The 22,044-nt window shown below is 72.6% G+C and carries 18 protein-coding genes; 7 read left to right on the top strand and 11 right to left on the bottom strand.

The window, feature by feature from the left end:
* Positions 1-168: 168 nt before the first annotated feature.
* Complete coding sequence (locus ACZ5NW_RS32620; protein ID WP_468747612.1) at positions 169-1,104, top strand: bifunctional helix-turn-helix transcriptional regulator/GNAT family N-acetyltransferase; 936 nt, start codon at positions 169-171, stop codon at positions 1,102-1,104.
* 66 nt (positions 1,105-1,170) lie between these two features.
* The gene (locus ACZ5NW_RS32625) at positions 1,171-1,971 is read left to right on the top strand and encodes a sugar phosphate isomerase/epimerase family protein (protein WP_468747613.1); all 801 of its coding nucleotides are present in this window, start codon (positions 1,171-1,173) and stop codon (positions 1,969-1,971) included.
* Here the strand turns inward: ACZ5NW_RS32625 and ACZ5NW_RS32630 are convergent.
* The gene (locus ACZ5NW_RS32630) at positions 1,955-2,539 is read right to left on the bottom strand and encodes an RBBP9/YdeN family alpha/beta hydrolase (protein WP_468747614.1); all 585 of its coding nucleotides are present in this window, start codon (positions 2,537-2,539) and stop codon (positions 1,955-1,957) included. The two genes, ACZ5NW_RS32625 and ACZ5NW_RS32630, sit on opposite strands and share 17 nt — an antisense overlap.
* 49 nt (positions 2,540-2,588) lie before the next feature.
* On the opposite strand from ACZ5NW_RS32630, the gene ACZ5NW_RS32635 reads away from it, so the two are divergent.
* Positions 2,589-3,581, top strand: a complete 993-nt coding sequence (locus ACZ5NW_RS32635) for a LysR family transcriptional regulator (protein ID WP_468747615.1) — start codon at positions 2,589-2,591, stop codon at positions 3,579-3,581.
* A gap of 271 nt (positions 3,582-3,852) precedes the next feature.
* On the opposite strand, the gene ACZ5NW_RS32640 is transcribed toward ACZ5NW_RS32635, so the two are convergent.
* The 3 genes from ACZ5NW_RS32640 to ACZ5NW_RS32650 are packed head-to-tail and all read right to left on the bottom strand — an operon-like array spanning position 3,853 to position 6,654.
* Positions 3,853-4,497, bottom strand: coding sequence for a GNAT family N-acetyltransferase (locus ACZ5NW_RS32640; protein WP_468747616.1), 645 nt, complete (start codon positions 4,495-4,497; stop codon positions 3,853-3,855).
* On the bottom strand, positions 4,494-5,735 hold the full coding sequence (aroA, locus tag ACZ5NW_RS32645; RefSeq protein ID WP_468747617.1) for a 3-phosphoshikimate 1-carboxyvinyltransferase: 1,242 nt from the start codon (positions 5,733-5,735) through the stop codon (positions 4,494-4,496). Before aroA ends, ACZ5NW_RS32640 begins: the two co-directional genes overlap by 4 nt.
* A gap of 4 nt (positions 5,736-5,739) precedes the next feature.
* Positions 5,740-6,654 carry an EamA family transporter gene (locus tag ACZ5NW_RS32650; RefSeq protein WP_468747618.1) on the bottom strand — a complete coding sequence of 305 codons (915 nt, stop codon included), beginning with the start codon at positions 6,652-6,654 and terminating at the stop codon, positions 5,740-5,742.
* Between the two features lie 87 nt (positions 6,655-6,741).
* Between ACZ5NW_RS32650 and ACZ5NW_RS32655 the strand changes: the two genes are divergently transcribed.
* From ACZ5NW_RS32655 to ACZ5NW_RS32665, 3 genes are all read left to right on the top strand, one after another.
* Positions 6,742-7,653, top strand: a complete 912-nt coding sequence (locus tag ACZ5NW_RS32655; protein ID WP_468747619.1) for a LysR family transcriptional regulator — start codon at positions 6,742-6,744, stop codon at positions 7,651-7,653.
* Positions 7,654-8,233: 580 nt separating this feature from the next.
* Positions 8,234-10,015 carry a glycoside hydrolase family 3 protein gene (locus tag ACZ5NW_RS32660; protein ID WP_468747620.1) on the top strand — a complete coding sequence of 594 codons (1,782 nt, stop codon included), beginning with the start codon at positions 8,234-8,236 and terminating at the stop codon, positions 10,013-10,015.
* 124 nt (positions 10,016-10,139) lie between these two features.
* Positions 10,140-10,757 (top strand): hypothetical protein, encoded by a 618-nt coding sequence (locus tag ACZ5NW_RS32665; protein WP_468747621.1) that lies wholly within the window; start codon positions 10,140-10,142, stop codon positions 10,755-10,757.
* 13 nt (positions 10,758-10,770) lie between these two features.
* Here ACZ5NW_RS32665 and ACZ5NW_RS32670 read toward each other — a convergent pair whose 3' ends face one another.
* The 5 genes from ACZ5NW_RS32670 to ACZ5NW_RS32690 all read right to left on the bottom strand — a co-directional run bounded on the left by ACZ5NW_RS32670 (position 10,771) and on the right by ACZ5NW_RS32690 (position 18,364).
* On the bottom strand, positions 10,771-12,183 hold the full coding sequence (locus tag ACZ5NW_RS32670) for a S28 family serine protease (RefSeq protein ID WP_468747622.1): 1,413 nt from the start codon (positions 12,181-12,183) through the stop codon (positions 10,771-10,773).
* Positions 12,184-12,308: 125 nt separating this feature from the next.
* On the bottom strand, positions 12,309-12,722 hold the full coding sequence (locus tag ACZ5NW_RS32675; RefSeq protein WP_468747623.1) for a hypothetical protein: 414 nt from the start codon (positions 12,720-12,722) through the stop codon (positions 12,309-12,311).
* A 92-nt stretch (positions 12,723-12,814) separates the two neighbouring features.
* Positions 12,815-16,522, bottom strand: coding sequence for an ABC transporter ATP-binding protein (locus ACZ5NW_RS32680; RefSeq protein WP_468747624.1), 3,708 nt, complete (start codon positions 16,520-16,522; stop codon positions 12,815-12,817).
* A gap of 129 nt (positions 16,523-16,651) precedes the next feature.
* Positions 16,652-17,506, bottom strand: a complete 855-nt coding sequence (locus ACZ5NW_RS32685; RefSeq protein ID WP_468747625.1) for a serine hydrolase — start codon at positions 17,504-17,506, stop codon at positions 16,652-16,654.
* A gap of 132 nt (positions 17,507-17,638) precedes the next feature.
* Complete coding sequence (locus ACZ5NW_RS32690; protein ID WP_468747626.1) at positions 17,639-18,364, bottom strand: DUF899 domain-containing protein; 726 nt, start codon at positions 18,362-18,364, stop codon at positions 17,639-17,641.
* A 186-nt stretch (positions 18,365-18,550) separates the two neighbouring features.
* Between ACZ5NW_RS32690 and ACZ5NW_RS32695 the strand changes: the two genes are divergently transcribed.
* Entirely contained in the window at positions 18,551-19,357 is an 807-nt protein-coding gene (locus ACZ5NW_RS32695) for an endonuclease I family protein (RefSeq protein ID WP_468747627.1), read from the top strand.
* 8 nt (positions 19,358-19,365) lie between these two features.
* Here ACZ5NW_RS32695 and ACZ5NW_RS32700 read toward each other — a convergent pair whose 3' ends face one another.
* Positions 19,366-21,048, bottom strand: coding sequence for a thiamine pyrophosphate-binding protein (locus ACZ5NW_RS32700; protein ID WP_468747628.1), 1,683 nt, complete (start codon positions 21,046-21,048; stop codon positions 19,366-19,368).
* Positions 21,045-22,013 carry an agmatinase gene (gene speB / locus ACZ5NW_RS32705; protein ID WP_468747629.1) on the bottom strand — a complete coding sequence of 323 codons (969 nt, stop codon included), beginning with the start codon at positions 22,011-22,013 and terminating at the stop codon, positions 21,045-21,047. The genes ACZ5NW_RS32700 and speB overlap by 4 nt, the downstream gene beginning before the upstream one ends.
* Positions 22,014-22,044 lie beyond the last annotated feature (31 nt).

Below are 22,044 nucleotides of genomic sequence, written 5' to 3' on the forward strand. Positions count from 1 at the left end.
CCGCTGGCATCTGGCACAACTGGACCACCGGCGCCAAGATCAAACGATCTCTCATCGCCTACGACCACTGAGAACATCGGACTCATTCATCTAGGCGGGGTGGGGGCCGGGGCGTACGCTCGGTTCCGACGGTTTCTCTGACTGAGTCAGTCATACAGGGGGCGAGCCATGACCGTTCCGGAGATCCGCGCCTTCAACCGCTTCTACACCAACCTCATCGGCGCCCTCGACTACGGCCGCCACCTCTACGCCCCCTACACCCTCACCGAGTCCCGCGTCCTGTACGAACTCGCGCACTCCCCCCGCACCGACGCCGCCGACCTGCGCACCCAGCTCTCCCTGGACTCCGGCTATCTCAGCCGCATCCTCGGCAAGTTCGAGCAGGCGGGACTGGTCGAGCGGGGGCCGTCCGAGGCGGATCCGCGGCGGCGCCGTATCGTCCTCACCCCGCGCGGCCGGAGCGCCGCCGAGCTGCTCGACGAGCGGGCCCGGGAGAGCGTCGAGGCGCTGCTCGGCACCGTCGCCCCCGCCGACCGGCCCCGGCTCACGGAGGCGATGCGCACCATCCGGGGCATCCTCGGCGACGGCCGCGCCCCGCGCCCCGAGGACGTCGTGCTGCGCGAGCCCGGGCCCGGTGACCTCGGCTGGATCGTGCAGCGCAACGCCGCGCTGTACGCCGCCGAGTACGGGTGGAACGCCGACTACGAGGGCCTCGTCGCCCGGATCGTCGCCGACTTCGCCGAGGATCACGATCCGCATCTGGAGCGGGTGTGGATCGCCGAGCTGGACGGGCGGCCGGTGGGGTGCGTGATGTGCGTACGGGACGACGCACCCGGCACCGCCCGGCTGCGGCTGCTCCTCGTGGAGCCCGGCGCGCGCGGGCTCGGCATCGGGGACCGGCTGGTCGAGGCGGTCGTCGACTTCGCGCGCGAGGTCGGCTACCGCGACCTCGTGCTGTGGACCAACGACGTGCTGGCCGCCGCCCGCCGCATCTATCAGCGGCACGGTTTCGTCCTCGTCGCCGAGAAGGCCCACCGCTCCTTCGGCAAGGACCTCGTCGGCCAGGACTGGCGCCGGGACCTGCGTACGCCGACCGAGGAGTGAGACACCGTCGGGACACCGTGAGATCCCGACGGGTGCCGGTACCCGTCCCCGAGTAGGGTCCCCACCATGAAGCTCGCCTTCTCCACCCTCGGTGTCCCCGGTCTGCCCCTTCCCGAGGTGCTGCGGCTCGCGGCCGCGCACGGCTATCACGGTGTGGAACTGCGCGCCCATCCCGAGGAGCCCGTCCATCCCGGTATCGGCCCGGCCGAACGGGCCGACGCCACCGCCCAGTTCAAGGCCGCCGGTGTGGAGGTGCTCTGCCTCGCCGGGTACGCGCGCGTGGCCGCGCCCGGCGCCGACGAGCCCGTCGTGGAGGAGATCCGGGCCCTGCTCGACCTCGCCCACGACCTCGGCGCGCCCTTCGTCCGCGTCTTCCCGGGCGGCGCCGACACCCGGTCCCCCGCCGAGGCCGACGCCATCGCCGCCCGTCGCCTCGGCACGGCCGCCGAGTACGCGGCCGACCTCGGCGTACGGATCCTGCTGGAGACCCACGACTCTCACCGCACCGGCGCCGCCGCGACGCGCGTCCTGGGTCTGGTCGGGCACCGGCAGGTGGGCGCGGTGTGGGACGTGATGCACACCTGGCTGGGTGGCGAACAGCCCCTGGACAGCTACGCCGCGCTCGCCCCGTATCTGGGATATGTACAGGTCAAGGACATCGCCTCGACCGAGGACACCAGCCCGCTGCCGCTCGGCGCCGGGGTGCTGCCGCTCGCCGAGTGCGTCGAGGTCCTCTCCCGGCACGGCTGGGACGGCTGGCTGTGCTGGGAGTACGAGAAGCGGTGGTACGAGGCCGCCGCGCCGCTCCCCGAACTGCTGGACGCGGGCCGGGAACACCTGACCCGGCTGCTCACCGAGTCGGCCTGAGTCCCGCCCCCTCCCCCTCCACGCACCACTCCAGCACCGCCGGCCACGACCCGTACCCCGCGTCCAGGTCCAGGTGGCCGGCGCCCGGCAGCACCTCGGCGGTCAGGCCCAGCGGATCGCCGTACTCGCGCTGGACGCCGTCCGGGCAGTACGGGTCGTCGTCCCCCGCGACCAGCCACGTCCGCCCCGGCAACCGCAGACCCTCGGGTACGGCCAGGGCGAACTGGGCGACTTCGGGCTGCCGTACGAGGAAGGAGGCGGCGGGGGGAGCGACCAGCAGGACCCGGTCGACGTCCGCCGTACCGGGCAGCTCCCGTACGACCGCGTGCAGCCAGAGGACGACGGACAGGCTGTGCGCGACGACGACCCGCTCCCCGTCGGCGCCGAACTCCCCCAGGTGACGCCGGAGTTCGGTCAGCCACACCTCCAGCGTCGGGTCGTCCGGGTCCGGCAGTCCCGGATACGTCACCCGGTGGCCCCGTTCGTCGAGACGGTCGGCGAGCCAGTGCTGCCAGTGGGCCTCGGGGCGGTGGTTCTGCCAGCCGTGGAGGATCAGGTAGGACGTCATGCGTCGATGATTTCCGCCCGCACTCACCAGGTCCAGTTAATCTTTCACGATGGAACCCTTAAGCTCCGCCTTCACCATCGATCTGCGGCGCCTCACGGTCCTGCGCGAGCTCCAGCGCCGGGGCAGCCTCGCCCGTACCGCCGAGGCGCTGCACCTCACCCCGTCGGCCGTCTCCCAGCAGCTCTCCGCTCTGGCCCGCGAGTTGGGGGTTCCGCTCACCGAACGCGACGGCCGGGGCGTCCGGTTGACCGGTCAGGCGCGGGTTCTGCTCGATCACGCCGACGTGATCGCCGCCCAACTGGAGCGGGCGCGCGCCGACTTGGCGGCGTACGAGGAGGGCGGGCGCGGCACGGTGACGATCGGCTGTTTCTCCAGCGCGATCCTGGGCCTGCTGCCGGACGCGCTGCGGGCGCTGGACGAACGGCTGCCGCGGGTGCGGATCGACGTCGTCGAGGCGGAGCCGCCGGATCTGTTCACGGCGCTCGACGCGGGCCAGGTCGACGTGGCCGTGGCGGTGGACTTCGCGGCGGCCCCACCGTCCACCGACCGCCGCTACCAGCGGGTCGACCTGTGCGCGGACATCCTCGATGTGGCCGTCCCGGCCGGGCACCGGCTCGCGGGGCGCGGCCGGATCGCGCTGCGGGAGCTGGCCGCGGAGCCCTGGATCGTGGGCGACGCGCGCAGCTGCTGCGGGGCGGTGGCGCGGTCGGTGAGCGCGGCCGCCGGGTTCACACCGGACATCCGGCACGCGGTGAACGACTGGAGCGCGCTGGCGGCGCTGGTGGAGGCGGGGCGGGGCGTGGCCCTCGTACCTCGCCTGGTCCGGCCCCTGTACGCCCACCGGCGCATCGCCCTGCTGACGACCGAGGGAACACCGCCGTCCCGGAACCTCTTCGCGGCCGTCCGCACGGGCTCGGAAACGGATCCGGTCCTGACGGCAGTCCGAAACCAGCTACGCCTGACGGCGGCGGCCGCAGCGGCTCCGCCCGGGAGAACGGACGGAGGGACGTACGGTGACCGGGGCGGCCTGGCGGCCGGGTGACCGGTCGGCGAGGTGATCGGTCGGCCGGGGTGATCAGGCGGCGAGGAGATTAGGCGGCCGGGTGACCGGTCAGCGGGGCGATCAGGCAACCAGGGCGACCGGTCGGCCGGGCGATCAGGCAACCAGGGCGACCGGTCGGCCGGGCGATCAGGCAACCAGGGCGACCGGTCGGCCGGGCGATCAGGCAGCCGGGGTGACCGGTCGGCGGGGCGATCCGGCGGCCGGGGTGATCAGCCGGCCTGGTGGATCTGGCGGCCGGGCGACCCCCCTGTCAGCGCACCGCCGGCGCCGTCCGCTCTATCGCGCGGGACACCCGGTCCTCCAGGCGGGCGCGGCACTCCGGCCACTCCGTCGCGGTGATCGAGAAGATCGCGGAGTCGCGCAACAGGCCTTCCTCCCCCGGCACCTTGGAGGCGTGGTAGTTGCGCAGGATGCCCTCGAAGCGGGCGCCGACGCTCTGGATGGCGGCGCGGGAGCGGGCGTTGCGGGCGTCGCTCTTCAGGTCGACCCGGCCGACTCCCCACTCCTCGAAGGCGTGGCGGAAGAGCAGGTACTTGGCCTCGGCGTTCACTCCCGTGCCCTGCGCCGAGGCGGCCAGCCAGGTGTAGCCGATCTCGACCGCGTCCAGCCGGTCGTCGCCGCGCCACCTGCGCGGCTCGCAGTACGCCGTCGTCCCGACCGCCCGTCCGGTCGCGCGGGAGATCTGGGCGTAGGGGGCGATCAGTCCGGCCGCGGCGCGCCCGAGCTGTGTGTCGATGTACGCGCCGACGCCCTCGCCCCGGGGCACCCAAGTGAAGTCGAACGTCCCCCGGTCCTCCTCCGCCGCGACCGCCAGATCGGCGGCGTGCCGCCGCTCCAGCGGCTCCAGGCGCACCAGCGCGCCCTCCAGAAGGGGACCCTCCAGCCCGTGACTCACCCCGTGATGTCCTTCCTCAACCGCGCGAACGCCTCGTGGAAACCCGGGAAAGTCTTACGGACACAGCCCGGGTCGTCGAACGAAATACCGGGCGCGCGCAGCCCGGTCACCGCGAAGGACATGACGATGCGGTGATCGCCGTGGGTCCGGATCTCCGTGCCGGACGCGGGGGCCGCCGGTTCGATGCCGATCCAGTCCGGGCCGGTGGTCACCGGGACGCCCAGCCGCCGCAGGTTCTCCGCGCAGGCCTCCAGGCGGTCGCACTCCTTCACGCGGGTGTTCGCCACGTCCTCGATGCGCACCGGGCCGCTCGCGTAGGGGGCGATGGCGGCGAGGGTCGGCATGGTGTCGGAGATGTCGCGCATGTTCACGGTGACGCCGCGCAGTTCGCCGGTGCCCTCGACGGTGGTGCGGTCGGCGCCGACGTCCACCTTCGCGCCCATCCGGCGCAGCACGTCCACGAAGCCGAGGTCGCCCTGGAGCGCGCCCCGCCCGAGGCCCTCGACCGTCACACGGGCGCCCGGGGTGACGGCGGCGGCCGCGAAGACGTAGCTCGCGGTGGAGGCGTCCGGTTCGATGGCGTAGGTCGTGGCGCGGTAGCCGCCCGGCGGGACGACGAAGACCTCTCCGTCCCGCTCCACCTCCACGCCGAAGGCCCGCATCATCGCGGTCGTGATCTCCACGTACGGCGCCGAGACGAGGTCGGTGACGCGGATCCGCAGGCCGGTGCGGGTCAGCGGGCCGAGCAGCAGGAGTGCGGTGAGGTACTGCGAGGACTGGCCGGCGTCCAGGGTGACCTCGCCGCCCTCGACGCCCGCCGCCCGGACCGTCAGCGGATGGTGCCCCTCGCGCTCCTCGTGCCGCAGGTCGACGCCCAGGTCGCGCAGGGCGCGGGTGAGCGGCAGCAGGGGGCGGCGGCGCATCTGCGGCGAGGCGTCGAAGCGGAAGGTGCCGTGGCCGGCGGCGGCGAGCGCGGGCAGGAAGCGGGCGGTGGTCGCGCCGTCCCGGCAGTACACGTCCGCCTCGGTCACCGCGGGACCGGCCGGCCGGCCGTCGATCTGCCAGGAGTCCGGCGTACGGCCGACGCGGTACCCGAGCCGGCCGAGTCCCTCGGCGAAGCCCTCCGTGTCGTCCGAACGCAGGGGCCGTACGAGGGTGGTGACACCGTCGGCCGCCGCCGCGAGGAACAGGGCGCGGGCGGTGATGGACTTGGAACCGGGAATGTCGACTACGGGCATGCCCTCATGATCGGCCGAGCACGGGTTCGGGCGCCCGCTCGTCCACGGGATGGACCCCTTCCCGTCGCCTGCGCGTCACCGAGGTCAGCGCCACGCCGCCGACCAGCAGGGCCGCCGCGCACCAGCGCAGGCCGTCGACCCGCTCGCCGAGGAACAGGGCCGCCGACGACATGCCGAACACGGGGACCAGGAGGGAGAAGGGGGCGACGGTGGAGGCCGGGTAGCGGCGCAGCAGCCGGCCCCAGACGCCGAAGCCGAGGACCGTCGTGACCCAGGCGACGTAGAGGACCGTGCCGGCGCCCCGCGGGTCCAGGGCGCGCAGGGCGTCGTAGTCCCGGCTGGGCCCCTCCAACACGAGGGACAGGCCGAGCAGCGGCAGGACGGGGATCGTGCTGACCCACACCATGAAGTTGAGGGCGTCCGGCGGGGCCGCCCGGCGGGTGAGGACGTTGGCGGCGCCCCAGCAGGCCGCCGCGGCGATCACCAGCGCGAAGGCGCCGAGCGGGCCCGAGGCACCCTCGTCGTAGGCCGCGACGCCGATGCCGGCCAGCGCCACCGCCATGCCCGCCACGCCCGTCGCCGAGGGCCGCTCGCCGAGCACCGCGAAGGCGATGAGCGCCGTGAACACCGACTGGATCTGCAGGACGAGTGAGGACAGTCCGGCGGGCATCCCCGCGTCCATGCCGACGAAGAGCAGCCCGAACTTGGCGACCCCGAGCACGAGGCCCACGGCCACGATCCACTTCCACGCCACCTTCGGACGGCCCACGAAGAACACTGCGGGCAGGGCCGCCACCAGGAAGCGCAGGGCGGAGAAGAGCAGGGGCGGGAAGTGGCCGAGGCCGACCTCGACGACGGTGAAGTTGACGCCCCAGACGGCGGCGACGAGGACGGCGAGCAGGAGATGTGCGGGTCGCATGCGTCGAGGATCGCGGCGGTGGACTGTTCAGCACCAGCGAAGATTGCTGCATGGTTGGATGAAGCAACGCTAACGACGGGAGGGGCGATGCTGGATCTCCAGCGCCTGCGCGCCCTGCACGCGGTCTCCGTCCACGGCACGGTCGGCCGGGCCGCCGCCGCGCTCGGCTACACCCCGTCCGCCGTCTCCCAGCAGATCGCCAAGCTGGAGCGGGAGACGAGGACGGTCCTGCTGGAGCGGGAGGGCAGGGGGGTGCGGCTGACCGACGAGGCGCTGCAACTCGTCGCCACCGCGCAGGAGTTGCTGGCCATCGTGGAGCGGGCCGAGACCGGTCTGGAGGAGCGGCGCGGGCTGCCCGCCGGACGGCTGACGGTGGCCGCGTTCGCCTCGGCGGCGCGCGGACTGCTGCCGCCGGTCCTCGCCGACCTGGCGCTGCGGCACCCCGCCCTGGACGCCCGGCTCACCGAGATCGACCCGCATCTCTCCGTCGACCTGGTCGCCAAGGGGGCGGTCGACGTGGCCGTCGCCCACGACTGGGACATCGCGCCGCTGCCGGCCCCGGCGGGCGTGGAGCAGGCGGTGATCGGGGACGACCTGTGCGATCTGCTGGTCCCCGAGGGGCACCCCTTCGCGGGGCGTACGGCGGTGCGGCGCGCGGAGCTGGGCGGCGAGCGGTGGATCTGCCAGCCGCCCGGCCGGGTCTGCCACGACTGGCTGGTCCGCACCCTGCGCGCGGCCGGCCACGAACCGGACCTCGTCCACCAGGCCGACGAGAACCCGACCCTGGTGGCCCTGGTCGCGGCGGGACTGGGCGTGGCCCTGATCCCCCGCCTGGGGCGGGGGCCGCTTCCGGCGGGGGTGGTGGAGGTCCCGCTGGACCCGATGCCGGTACGGCGCCTGTACGCGCTGTGGCGCGCGGGCGCGGCACGGCGTCCGGCGATCGTGGAGACGGTCCGCGCGCTGCGAGACCACTGGCCGCGCGTGACACACCGTCAGTGACGACGCCGCCGACGCCCCCCGCGCGGGCGCGGCACGGCGTCCGGCGATCGTGGAGACGGTCCGCGCGCTGCGGGACCACTGGCCGCGCGTGACACACCGTCAGTGACGACCCCGCCGGCGCCCCGCCCGCCTGCTCATCGGCCCCGCACACCACCGACACACCGGCAGCGACCGCCCCGCCGGCGCCCCGCGCGCCCGCTCATCGGCCCCGCACGCCACCCCCGTACCGACTTCGGGGAATCCTCGCGAAGCCCGGAACCCGGTTCGTGGCTCGCTCGTCCAACTCCCGAAAACGCCGGACGAGTCCGCGCGGTGCGGTGTCGGCCCTCGCTTCTGGCGGCGATCGCCGACCACCCTCTCCGCCGCACCGCGCACCGGCGACATCCGTCATCGGCGCGCCCCCTCCCTGCGCCGATGACGGCCCCCTCTCCGTGGGGCCGGGAGCACCCCGACCCGTACGCCCGCCCCCCGCTGCGCGGAATACCGCCCCCTGCGCGCTACCTTGACCGGCAGAAACTTTCCGGATACTGGTGTCGCGACGGAAGTTTCCTTCAGTGGATCACCTCCGGAAGGAGCGCACGTGCCCTCCAGACGCACCGTCCTCGCCGCCGGCGCCGGCCTCACCGCCGCCCTCGCCCTCAGCGGTTCCGCCCGCGCCGACGACAGCCGGCTGACCGCCCTGATCTCCGGTATGACGCTCGACGAGAAGGTCGGCCAGCTCTTCGTCTCGCGGGTCTTCGGCCACTCGGCGACCGCCCCCGACCAGGCCGACATCGACGCCAACCTCAAGGAGCTGGGCGTCCGTACGGCCGCCGAGCTGATCGCCAAGTACCACCTCGGCGGGATCATCTACTTCACCTGGGCGCACAACACCCGCGACCCGAGGCAGATCGCCGCCCTGTCCCACGGCATCCAGCGCGCCTCCCTGGCCCAGCCGCGCGGGCTGCCGGTGCTGATCTCCACCGACCAGGAGCACGGCATCGTCTGCCGGATCGGCAAGCCCGCCACCCTCTTCCCGGGCGCGATGGCGGTCGGCGCCGGGGGCTCGCGCGCCGACGCCCGCACCCTCGGGCGCGTCGCGGGCCGCGAACTGCGCGCGATGGGCGTACGGCAGAACTACTCACCCGTGGCCGACGTGAACGTCAACCCGGCCAACCCGGTCATCGGCGTACGCTCCTTCGGCGCCGACCCGAACGCCGTCGCGGAGCTGGTCGCCGCCGAGGTCGAGGGGTACCAGTCCGCCGGTGTGGCCGCCACCGCCAAGCACTTCCCGGGGCACGGCGACACCGCCGTCGACAGCCACTACGGCTTCCCCGTCATCACCCACAGCCGTGAGGTGTGGGAGACGCTCGACGCGGTGCCCTTCCGGGCGGCGATCGCGGCCGGCGTCGGCGCGATCATGACCGCGCACATCCTGGTCCCCGCCCTCGACGACTCCGGCGACCCGGCCACCCTGTCCCACCCGATCGTCACCGGCCTGTTGCGCGAACGCCTCGGCTACGACGGGGTGGTGGTCACCGACGCCCTCGACATGGCGGGGGTGCGCACCAAGTACGGCGACGAGCGGGTGCCCGTGCTCGCGCTCAAGGCCGGCGTCGACCAGCTCCTCAACCCGCCCGACCTGGACCTGGCGTGGAACGCGGTCCGCACCGCCGTGCAGAACGGCGAGCTCACCGAGGCGCGCGTCGAGGAGTCCGTCCTGCGCGTCCTGCGGCTCAAGGAACGCCTCGGGCTGCTCGACGACGTGTACGGCCGGGCGGGCGCGATGCGGACGGTCGGCGGTACGGCCCACCGCACCGAGGCCGACCTGATCGCCGAACGCACCACGACCCTGCTGGTCAACGAGGGGCCGGTGCTGCCGCTGTCCCCGCGCACCCGGCCCCGGCTGCTGGTCGTGGGCGCCGACCCGGCCTCCCCGTCCGGCACCACCGGCCCGCCCACCACCGTCCTGGCGAGCGCCCTCACCGAACTCGGTTTCACGGCGACCGCTCTGTCCACCGGCACGGCCCCCTCCGCCACGACCATCGCCCGCGCGGTGGAGGCGGCGGGTGCGGCGGACGCGGTGGTCGTGGGCACGTACAACGTCGCCGCCGGCAGCGCCCAGCAGAGCCTGGTCCGCCAACTGGTCGCCACGGGACGCCCGGTGGTCGCCGTGTCCCTGCGCAACCCCTACGACGTGGCCCAACTGCCCACCGTCAAGGCGTATGTGGCGGCCTACTCCTGGACCGACGTCGAACTGCGCGCCGCCGCGCGGGTGATCGCGGGCAAGGTGGCGCCGCGCGGAAAGCTGCCGGTGCCGGTGCAGCGGGCGGACGATCCGACGCGGGTGCTGTACCCGATCGGGCACGGGCTGTCGTACTAGAACTCACCCCCGTACGGGAGCCATGTCCCGCAAGCCGCGCAAAACCCCCCATTCCGGTGGCGCGCCCGCACCCGTGGGCGTCACGCTGGTGCGGGGGTCACGCGCGGGCATGGGGGGCACGGCGATGGGACGTTCCTTGCGGGTGCTCGGCGCCGCCCTGCTCGCGCTGCCGCTGCTCACGGCGTGTCAGTCGTCCGCGTCGGACACGGTGACCGGACCCGCCGGCCCCCGGACGCCGGCCCCGTCAGCCCCCGGGTTCGGCGCGGTGTTCCTCGGGGTCGGCGAGTGCAGCTCCTTCGGGACGGACAACTACACCGAGGTGCCGTGCGACGGCGAACGGGCGGCGGCGCGGGTCCTCGCCCGCCACACCGGCAGACCGGCCGACGGCCCCCTCTGCCCGCCGGTCACGGACTTCGTCCTGTACATCAGCGAGCAGGCGTCGTCCTCCGACGAGGACGGCGACGGCACGCTCCCCCGGGCCTACGCCTGCATGCGCAACCTCCAGCCCCCGCACCCCGGCGACCCGGGCGCCGGAGGCGGCCCGCGCACGATCGTCGGCGACTGCGTGTACGGCCTGACCGAAGGCCGGGTACGCGAGACGGCGTGCGACGGCTCCGGCCCCCACCGCCCCCAGTACCAGGTGACGAAGGCCGCGCCCACCCGACACCAGTGCCCGGCGTCCACGGCCCTCTACGTCCACCTGAGCCCCCCGAACCCGGTGGGCTGCGCCCGCCGGGTCTGAGCCCGCGTGGGCGCTACGGCCGCAGCGCGGGTTCCCTTTCCACGTCGCGTACGTCCAGCCTGGCGTCGAACTTCGCCAGGGGCCTGGCCGCGGTGACGGCGGTCGGGGAGACGCCTGCCCAGGCCAGGATGCGGGACGTGGCCAGGGACTTCTCGTCGGCCACCAGGCCCGCCACGTTCGCCCCGTGGTTCAGGCCGGGGGCCGTGAAGACGTACGCGTCCTTCGCGCCCTTGTCGACGCGGAAGCGCTCCGCGCCCCACGGGTCGTTCTGGCCGTAGACGAAGAGCATGTGGCGGGCGTTCTGGCGGACCCAGGTGTCGACGTCCCGCATGGCCCAGGGCTGGAAGGTCATCGGGATGTCACGCGGGACGAAGTTGCGCGGCGGCTGGTAGCCGTAGCGGATGTACTGCTTCTCGATGTGCGGGAAGTGGATGGTGGGGGCGCCGAGTTGGGTGCCCGCCTGGTAGTAGTACGGGGTGTACGTCTCCAGGCCCTGGTCGGCGTAGGCGCTGAAGCCGGAGATCGTGTCGACCGAGTTCCAGATCTCGTCGTCGGTCGCGGTCGCCGCGTTCGCCGGGATCGTGTCGCAGTCGGACAGCAGGCTGTACTGCCAGAAGCCCCACACGTAGTCGAGGACGACCGCCTCGTAGGCGCGGTCCAGGCTGCCGATGGTGGTGAACGTGTAGCCGTTCTCCGCCGCGTAGGCCGCGTACTTCTTCTCCAGCGGCTCGCGGCGCACCAGCGCCTCGCGCTGCACCGCGTTCAGACGGTCGCGGCACTCCTTCGTGCCGACCCCGGCGAAGAAGCGGTCGTAGGCCGAGTCCTCCTTGTTCACCACGTCGTTGGGCGCGACGTAGGCGACGACGCCGTCCATGTCACGCGGGTAGAAACGCTCGTAGTACGTGGCGGTCATGCCGCCCTTCGAACCGCCCGTGGCCAGCCAATTCTTGGAGTAGACGGGCTTGAGGGCCTCGAAGACGCGGTGCTGGTCGCTCGCGGCCTGCCAGATGTCCAGCTTGGACCAGTCGGCGGGGGCGGGGCGGGAGGGGGTGAAGAAGCGGTACTCCAGGGAGACCTGGTTGCCGTCGACGATCTGGGTCGGCTCGCGGCGGCTGGGGCTGGTGGAGACGTTGTAGCCGCTGGTGTAGAAGACCGTCGGGCGGCTGACGTCCTTGTGCAGCACGGTGATCCGCTGCTGGAACGTGCCCGCCGACGGGTTCCGGTGGTCGACCGGCTGGGTGTAGTTCAGGACGAAGTAGCGGTAGCCGGGGTACGGCTTCTCCTGGATCAGGCTCATGCCCGGGATCGCGAGAAGCCGGTCCTTGATGTCCGTCGGCTCCGGCTCGGCGGCTGTGGCCGCACCCGCCGTGCTCAGCGTGCCTATGAGCACGGTGAGCGCCAGCAGCCATCTGAGCGCCTTGCGCATGCGCGTGCACCCTCCCTGTAGACAGATGTGCGCCGGAAGCTATCGGAGCAACTCTGTTCACACCAGGGGAGGTTGAGACCTCGTGCGGGGTGCCTTTCAGGACGTGCGAGGTGCTGTACGGGACATCAGCACAGAATCCAGCCGGAACTGACCGAGCCCGTCCCCACCGAGCCCCTCACCCATACGCACCGGTGTCCCGCGTGCACGGTGACCGGGCCGGCGCGCAGGATGGAGCGCACATCGCGCACCACGGGACGGCTGCCGCGCGCCTGCACGCTGACCGTCATCCGCCGGACCACGCCGGGCCGCTTGGTGACGGTGATGGCGCAGACGGTGCCGTTGCCCTTGAAGACGTACACCGACCCGGTGGGGAAGGTCAGCGTCCGCACCTGGCGGCCGGCGCAGGGCGCGGTCGCCGCGGGGGCACGGTCCGGCACCGCCGCCTGGGCACTGCCCGGGACGGCGAGTTCCAGCAGCCCGGACACGGTCAGTACGGCGAGCCCGAGCCCGAGCCGCCGCCGTATCGCACCAACGCTCACGCCAGCCCCTCCGTCCGCGACAGTTCCCGTACTGGTGTACGGACGCACGAGGCGGGTCGAATGGTTGCGCTACCCGTGACGGTCGGCTCGGGTCAGCTCAGCTCGGCCGCCACCGGCTCCCCGATGAACGTCCGCCACAGTTCGGCGTAGCGGCCGCCGAGGGCGAGGAGTTCGTCGTGGGTGCCGTCCTCCACGACGCGGCCGTGGTCCATGACCACGACGCGGTCGGCGCGGGCCGCCGTGGTGAGGCGGTGGGCGACGACCAGGGTGGTACGGCGGCCGGCGAGACGGTCCGTGGCCTGGTTGACCTGGGCCTCCGTCGCCAGGTCGAGGGCCGCCGTCGCCTCGTCGAGGAGCAGGATGTCGGGGTCGACGAGCTCCGCGCGGGCCAGGGCGATGAGCTGGCGCTGGCCGGCCGACAGGTTGCGGCCGCGCTCGGCGACCTCGTGGAGGTAGCCACCCTCCAGGGTGGCGATCATCTCGTGCGCGCCGACCGCGCGGGCCGCCGCCTCCACCTCGGCGTCGGTGGCGTCCGGGCGGCCGTAGGCGATGGCGTCGCGGACCGTGCCCGCGAACAGGTACGCCTCCTGCGGGACGACGCCCAGGCGGTGGCGGTAGGAGGTGAGGTCCAGGGCGCGCAGGTCGGTGCCGTCGACGGTGACCCGCCCCGCGGTCGGGTCGTAGAAGCGGGCCACCAGCTTGACGAGGGTCGACTTGCCCGCGCCGGTCTCGCCGACGAACGCGACGGTCTGACCGGCGGGGACGCGCAGGTCGATGCCGGTCAGCGCCTCCTCCTCGGCGCCGTACGCGAAGTGCACGTCCTCGAAGGCGATCTCACCGCGCAGCGAGAGGACTTCGAGCGGTTCGTCGGCGGACTTGGTGGACGTCGGTTCCTGGAGCAGCTCCTGGATGCGGCCGAGGGAGACGGTCGCCTGCTGATAGCCGTCGAAGACCTGGGAGAGCTGCTGCACGGGGGCGAAGAACAGGTCGATGTAGAGCAGGTACGCCACCAGCGCGCCGGTGGTCAGGGTGGCGTCGTCGACGCGGCCCGCGCCCGCGATCAGTACGGCCGCGGCGGCCACCGACGACAGCAGCTGGACGAAGGGGAAGTAGAGGGAGATCAGCCACTGGCCCCGGATACGGGCCCTGCGGTAGCTGTCGCTGGCCTCGGCGAACCGCGCCCCGCCGTCGCGTTCGCGCCGGAACGCCTGTACGATCCGCAGCCCGGACACCGACTCCTGGAGGTCCGCGTTGACCGTCGACACGCGCTCGCGGGCGAGTTCGTACGCCTTCACGCTGGCCCGGCGGAAGAAGTACGTGGCGACGATCAGCGGGGGCAGGGTGGTGAAGACGACGAGCGCCAGCTGGAGGTCGATCACCAGCAGGGCGACCATGATGCCGAAGAAGGTGACGACCGAGACGAACGCGGTGACCAGGCCGGTCTGCAGGAACGTCGAGAGGGCGTCGACGTCCGTCGTCATCCGCGTCATGATCCGGCCGGTCAGCTCCCGCTCGTAGTAGTCGAGGCCGAGCCGCTGGAGCTGGGCGAAGATCTTCAGCCGCAGCGAGTAGAGGACCCGCTCCCCGGTGCGCCCGGTCATCCGGGTCTCGCCGATCTGCGCCGCCCACTGCGCGAGGACGGCGAGCAGTCCGAGCAGCGAGGCCGCCCAGACCGCGCCGAGGGCCGCCGCGCTGACGCCCTTGTCGATGCCGTGCCGGATCAGCACCGGCAGGAGCAGCCCCATCCCCGCGTCGACCGCGACCAGCCCGAGGCTGACCAGCAGCGGGGCGCCGAAGCCGCGCAGCAGCGCGCGCAGCCCGTAGTGGTCCTCCGGGCGTACCGCGCGCGCCTCGTCGATGTCCGGGGTGTCGGTGGCCGGGGGCAGCGCCTCGACCTGCGCGAGGAGCTCGGGTGTGGCGGGGGTGCCGCTCAGGGCGGTGTCACGGGGCTCCCGCGCCCCCGCCCACAGCCTCGGCGTGATGCCGCGCTCGGCGTCGAACTCGGCGTCCAGCTCGTCCCGTACGGACGTGTCCTCGGCCTGCGCGACCGGCTGCGCGTGGCCCGGGGAGACGCCGCCGAGTTCGTCGGGGTCGGTGAGCAGGCGGCGGTAGAGGGCCGAGCGTTCCTGGAGCTCCTCGTGGGTGCCGAGGTCGGCGAGGCGGCCGGCGTCCAGGACGGCGATGCGGTCGGCGAGGTTGAGTGTGGAACGGCGGTGCGCGATGAGGAGGGTGGTGCGGCCCTCCATGACCTGCGCGAGGGCCTCGTGGATCTCGTGCTCCACGCGCGCGTCCACGGCGGACGTGGCGTCGTCGAGGACGAGCAGGCGCGGGTCGGCGAGGATCGCGCGGGCGAGCGCGATGCGCTGGCGCTGGCCGCCGGAGAGGGTGAGTCCGTGCTCGCCGACCTTGGTGGCGTAGCCCTCGGGCAGCTCGGCGATGAAACGGTCCGCCTGGGCGGTGCGGGCGGCCTGCTCGATCTGCTCGTCGGTGGCGTCCGGACGGCCGTAGGCGATGTTGTTGCGGACGGTGTCGGAGAAGAGGAAGGAGTCCTCGGGGACCAGGCCGATCGCGGCGCGCAGCGAGTCCAGGGTGAGCTCGCGGACGTCCCGGCCGCCGACCAGGACCGCGCCGTGCGTCACGTCGTAGAAGCGGGGCAGGAGCAGGGAGACCGTGGACTTGCCGGAGCCCGAGGAGCCGACGACGGCGAGGGTCTCGCCGGGGCGGATCTCGAAGCTGAGGCCGTCGAGGACCGGGTGGTCGGGGTCGTAGCCGAAGGAGACGTCGTCGAACTCGACGGTCGCGGGCGCGTCCGCGGGGAGTTCCACCGTGCCGTCCTTCATGGTCGGCTCGGTGTCGATCAGCTCCAGGACGCGTTCGGTGCCGGCGCGGGCCTGCTGGGCGACGGTGAGGACCATCGCCAGCATGCGGACCGGGCCGACCAGCTGGGCGAGATACGTGGAGAAGGCGACGAACGTGCCGAGGGTGATGTGTCCGCGTACCGCCAGCCAGCCGCCGAGGGCCAGCATGGCGACCTGGCCGAGGGCGGGGACGGCCTGGAGGGCGGGGGTGAACTTCGCGTTCAGGCGGATCGTGCGCAGACGGCCGGCGAAGAGGCGGCGGCCGACCTCCCGCAGCTTGCCCGTCTCCTGGTCCTCCTGCCCGAAGCCCTTCACCACGCGGACGCCGCTGACGGCGCCGTCGACCACGCCGGCCACGGCGGCGGCCTGGGCCTGCGCGTACCAGGTGGCGGGGTGCAGCTTGGAGCGGCTGCGCTTGGCGATCCACCACAGGGCGGGCGCGACGGCCAGCGCGACCAGGGTCAGCGGGATCGACAGCCAGGCCATCACGACCAGGGAGATCACGAACAGCGCGACGTTGCCGATGGTCATCGGCAGCATGAAGAGCAGGCCCTGGATCAGCTGGAGGTCGCTGGTGGCGCGGCCGACGACCTGGCCGGTGGACAGCTCGTCCTGACGGCGGCCGTCCAGCCGGGTGATCGTCGTGAACATCTCGGTGCGCAGGTCGTGCTGCACGTCGAGGGCGAGGCGGCCGCCGTAGTAGCGGCGGATGTAGGTGAGGACGTAGACGAGGAGGGCCGCGCCGATCAGGGCGGCCGCCCAGGGGGCCATGTCCCGGCTGTGGTCGCCGACCACATCGTCGATGATCACCTTGGTGACCAGCGGGACGAGGGCCATGACGGCCATGCCGAGGAGGGAGGAGCCGAGGGCGAGGACGACGTCCTTGGGGTAGCGCCAGGCGTAGCCCGCCAGCCGTCGTGCCCATCCCCGTTGCTCGCTCACGCCGGTGCCCTCCGTCAGATCTGATCTTCCGGAAGGCACCAACACGAACAGAAGCGGATTTCATCCCTCCGCAATGATCGGGACCCGGTCGGATGCGAACCCGTCACTCGGGGTGAGGCCTCCCCGAGGTCAGGAGGCGGCGAGGTCGCGGTGGATGACCCTGGCCACGCCCTGGATCGTCGCGATGCCGTAGTCCATGGTGCTGTTGCCCTGGGTGAGGACCGTGATCGTGTAGTCGTGGCCGCCGCCCGTGAACGTGCCGACGCTGTGGACCCGCCAGCCGTAGGTGGCGCGCTGGAGCCAGCCGTTCTTGACGTGCACGGCGACGCCGGAGCCCGCGCCGTACGGGGTGCCCCAGCGCTGCGAGGAGATGACCTGGCCCATCAACTTCAGGATGTACGCGCGGGAGTTGTCGCTGAGGACGGCGTTGTGCGCGGTGATGAGCTTGAGCAGCTTCTGCTCGTCGGTGACCGTGATCTGGGTCAGGCCCCAGTAGCCGTTGGCGCCGGGCTTCGTCTGGGTCATGCCGGCCGCGGTGAGGAAGCCCCTGATCTTCGTCAGACCCAGCTGGCTCCACAGCCTGCTGGTCGCCGCGTTGTCCGACTTGGTGATCATGGCGGTGGCGAGCGAGGTCTCGGTGCTGGTCAGATACCGGTTGTGCTTCCTCGCGTCCCACAGCAGGGTGGCGAGGACGGTGACCTTGACGACGCTGGCCGAGTCGTACGCCGTGGTGGCGCGCAGGGTGCAGGTCGTGTTCGTCGTACGGTCGTAGAGGCCGACCGCGACGGTGCCCGCGCGCCCCGCGAGCGCCGAGGTGATGTCGGTGCGCAGCTTGGTCGCCAGCGCCGCGCTGGACGACGTGCAGCTGACGGCGGGGGCGGTGGCGGAGGCCGGGGCGGCCGCGGCCACGCCGGTTATGCAGGCGGTCAAGGTGCCGATACCTACGGCGAGGGCTCTGGTGCGTCGTGAAGTCCGGGGCGTCATGCCCCGGTTGACGCGTGAGGCGGCCCGAATGGTTGTACGAGTCGGGTCGGTTGTGGATTCGTTACCTGGGCGCTTGGGTCACTCGGCGGCTTCCGTCACCGCTTCCAGCGCCTCGTACTGCCCGCCCGCTTTCTAGTACTCGTCGTGCCGTCGCAGCCAGTGGGTCTCCTCGCCCTCCTCCTGGCGGCCCAGGGGGGCGCGGTCCAGGAGGCCGTAGTACGCCATGGCCGGTTCGAGGCCGCGCGCGGTGGTGACGTAGGTGCGGAAGACGGTGCCCTCGGCGAGCGCGTAGGCGCTCAGGCCGGGGCCCTCGGTGACATAGCTCGGCACGTCCGTGCCGCACGCCTGCGCCATCTGACGCACCGTCGGCGGGATGTCGCCCTCCAGGAACGGCGCGAGCTCGTCCGGCGTGTACACGAAGCCCAGGTCGCGGTGGAAGTCGCTGCCGCCGCTGGAGACCCAGTCGAAGCCCCAGCCCATCCGCCGCCGGTAGTCGAGGAGTCGGTCGAGGGGCGCCCGCGAGGAGCAGATCAGCGTCACGTCACGGGCCTTGAGGTGCACCGCGTTGGGGTCGAGGGTGTCGGCGATGGAGGAGCAGACCGGGCATCCCGCCTCGTAGGGCGGGCCGAACATGAAGTGGTAGACGAGCAGCTGGGAACGGCCGTCGAAGAGGTCCGCGAGCTGCTGGGTCCCGCTCTCGGTCTCGAAGCGGTACTCCTTGTCGACCGGCACCCAGGGCAGCTCCCGCCGCTTGCGGGCGAGCTCGTCGCCGCGGCGGGTGAGCTGCTTCTCCTCCGCGAGCAGTTCCTGGCGGGCGGCGTCGAACTGTTCCCGCGTTCCGACCGTGTGCTCGGGCATGGCCTCGTCCCTCCTGTAAGGCAGCCCCACCTCCACCGTACGCGCGCCGTACCCGGCCTTCCCCTTTTGCTCAGTTTGCCGCTTCCCGTCATCCAATCGACATGTCCACTTCATAGACAGGTCCGCATGTCCATGCCACTCTCCCCGTGCCGCCTCCATTCAACCCGCGTAGATCGGACTCCCCACATGAAGCTGGCGACACGTACCGGCCACTGGAGGGCGGTGGCGCTGGCCACCTCCGCCGTGCTGGTCGGCCTCACCGCTCCCGCCCTGACGGCGACCCCGGCCGCGGCGACGACGACCTCGTACGACTCGACGTACTACAAGAACGCCGTCGGCAAGACGGGCGCGAGCCTGAAGGCCTCCCTCCACACGATCATCAGCAGCCAGACGAAGATCTCGTACTCCGCGGTCTGGAACGCGCTCAAGGTCACCGACCAGGACCCGAACAACAGCAACAACGTGATCCTGCTGTACAGCGGGGTCTCGCGCGCCAAGTCCCTCAGCGGCGGCGACCTCGGCGACTGGAACCGCGAGCACGTCTGGGCCAAGTCCCACGGCGACTTCGGCGAGGTCACCGGCCCCGGCACCGACCTGCACCACCTGCGGCCCGCCGACGTCCAGGTCAACAGCATCCGCGGCAACCTGGACTTCGACAACGGCGGCAGCGCGGTCACGAACGGCGGCGGCAGCCGCGTCGACTCCGACTCCTTCGAGCCGCGCGACGCCGACAAGGGCGACGTGGCCCGCATGATCCTCTACATGGCGGTCCGCTACGAGGGCGACGACGGCTTCGCCGACCTGGAGCCCAACGAGAAGGTGGGCAACGGCAGCAACCCGTACATCGGCAAGCTCTCGGTCCTCAAGGCATGGAACGAGCAGGACCCGCCGAGCGCCTTCGAGGAGAAGCGCAACCAGGTCATCTACGACACCTACCAGCACAACCGCAACCCGTTCATCGACCACCCGGAGTGGGTCGAGGCGATCTGGTAGGGGCCGGCCTACAGGTGCGTGGGCGCGAACATCCGCGGTACCGCCGGGAGTACGACCACCGACGGGCCGGGTGAGCCGAGCGCCTTCGCCAGGTCGGGCTCCAGGGTCTCCGGGGTCGTACGGATCCCGGGGACCCCGAAGGACTCCGCGAGGGCCACATAGTCGGGGCGGGTCAGTTCCGTCCCCGTGGACCGGCCGAAGGCGTCCGTCATGTACTCGCGCAGGATGCCGTAGCCGCCGTCGTCGATGATCAGCCAGGTGACGGGGAGGTCGTACTGCCTCGCCGTCGCCAGCTCCGCGATCGAGTACAGCGCGCCGCCGTCGCCGGACACCGCCAGCACCGGGCGCGTGGGATCCGCCACCGCCGCGCCCAGGGCCGCCGGGAAGCCGTAGCCGAGGCCACCCGCGCCCTGGGCGGAGTGCATCAGGTTCGGGGCGTGCGCGTCGAAGGCCGACCAGGCCCAGTACGACATGATCGTCATGTCCCAGAAGGACGGGGAATCGGTGGGCAGGGCCCGCCGGATGGACCGCAACAGGCCCTGTTCCAGGGTGAGTTCCTGGGCGGCGAGGCGGTCGGCGACCTTCGCCAGCACCTCGCGCACCCGCTCCGGCGCCGTCGGGTCGACGCGCTCGGAAACCGTCTCCAGCAGCGCCTGCAACGCCAGTCGCGCGTCCGCGTGGATGCCCAGCGCCGGATGGTTGGACTCCAGCTTGCCGAGGTCGGCCTCGATCTGGATCACCCGGCCGCGGGGGCGGAACGTGTGGTAGTTCGAGGACAGTTCGCCGAGGCCCGAACCGACCACCAGCAGGACGTCCGCGTCCTCCAGGAAGTCCGTGGTGTGGCGGTCCTCGATCCAGGACTGGAGCGACAGCGGGTGCGTCCAGGGGAACGCCCCCTTGCCGCCGGGGGTCGTCACGACCGGCGCCTGGATCCGCTCCGCGAGCCGCCGCAGCTTGCCCGCCGCGTCCGCGCGGATCACTCCCCCGCCCGCGATGATCGCCGGACGGGCCGCACCGGACAGCAAGTGGGCGGCCACCGCGGTCAGTTCGGGGCGCGGGGGCAGCTCCTCGGGGAAGGCGTCCCCGACCGTCACCACCGGCACACGCGCCTCGGCCAGCAGCACGTCCTGCGGGATCTCCACCCACACCGGGCCGTGGGGCGCGGAGAGCGCCGACTTCCAGGCGGCGGTGATCGCGGACGGGATCTGGGACTGCGTGCGGACGGTGTGCACCGACTTCACCACGCCCCGGAACGAGGCGGCCTGGTCGGGCAGTTCGTGCAGATAGCCGTGCCTGCCGCCGCCCAGCCCGGCCGTCGGGATCTGGCTGCTGATCGCGAGGACGGGGGCGGAGGCCGCCGCGGCCTCCTGGAGCGCCGGGAGGGACGTCAGCGCGCCGGGGCCGGTGGACAGCAGCAGCGGGGCCGCCTCGCCGGTGACGCGGCCGTACGCGTCCGCCGCGAACCCGGCGTTGTTCTCCACCCGCAGGCCCACGTAGCGCAGGTCGGAGCGGCGCAGCGCGTCGAACACACCGAGCGCGTGCTGGCCGGGCAGGCCGAAGACGGTGGTCGCGCCGAGCCCGGCCAGTGTCTCCACGACCAGGTCTCCGCCGTTGCGTCCGGCGGGAGGGTTCAGGGCCGCCGAGATCTGGGCCTGCGTCGGACGGAGCACCAGGTCGTGGTCGTGGGTCACTGCTCGCGAGCCTCCGCAATCTGACGGGACATGATCGTGGTCAGTTCGTACGCCGTGTGGGACGCGGCCACCGAGGTGATCTCCGCGTGGTCGTACGCGGGGGCCACCTCGACGACGTCCGCCGAGACCAGGTTGCAGGATGCCAGGCCGCGCAGGATCTCCAGGAGTTCGCGCGAGGTCATGCCGCCGGCCTCCGGTGTGCCGGTGCCCGGCGCGTGGGCGGGGTCCAGGCAGTCGATGTCGATGGAGATGTACAGCGGGCGGTCGCCGATGCGCTGGCGCAGCTGGTCGGCGACCTCGTCGGCGCCGCGACGGTAGATGTCGGCGGACGTGACGATGCCGAAGCCCATCTTCTCGTCGTCGGTGAGGTCCTGCTTGCCGTAGAGCGGGCCGCGGGTGCCGACGTGGGAGAGGGCGGAGGTGTCGAGGATGCCTTCCTCGACCGCGCGCCGGAACGGCGTGCCGTGGGTGTACTCCGCGCCGAAGTAGGTGTCCCAGGTGTCCAGGTGGGCGTCGAAGTGGAGCAGGGCGACCGGGCCGTGCTTCTTCGCGACCGAGCGCAGCAGCGGCAGCGCGATGGTGTGGTCGCCGCCCAGGGTCATCAGGCGGGCGCCGGTGCCGAGCAGTTCGTCGGCGGCGGCCTCGATCGTCTCCACGGCCTCGTTGATGTTGAACGGGTTCACCGCGATGTCACCGCCGTCGGCGACCTGGGCGAGCGCGAAGGGGGAGGCGTCCTGCGCCGGGTTGTAGGGGCGCAGCAGCCGGGAGGCCTCGCGGATCGCGTTGCCGCCGAAGCGGGCGCCCGGCCGGTACGAGACGCCGGAGTCGAACGGCACGCCCACGACGGCGACGTCGGCGCGGCCGACCTCGTCCAGCCGGGGCAGCCGGGCGAAGGTCGCGGGGCCGGCGTACCGCGGGATCCGGGAGGAGTCGACGGGGCCGCGGGGCGTCTCGTTGCTGCTCATGGTCAAGGCCTTCCTTCGTGTGCGCCGTGCG

Source organism: Streptomyces sp. NPDC032126 (genome assembly GCF_055580085.1).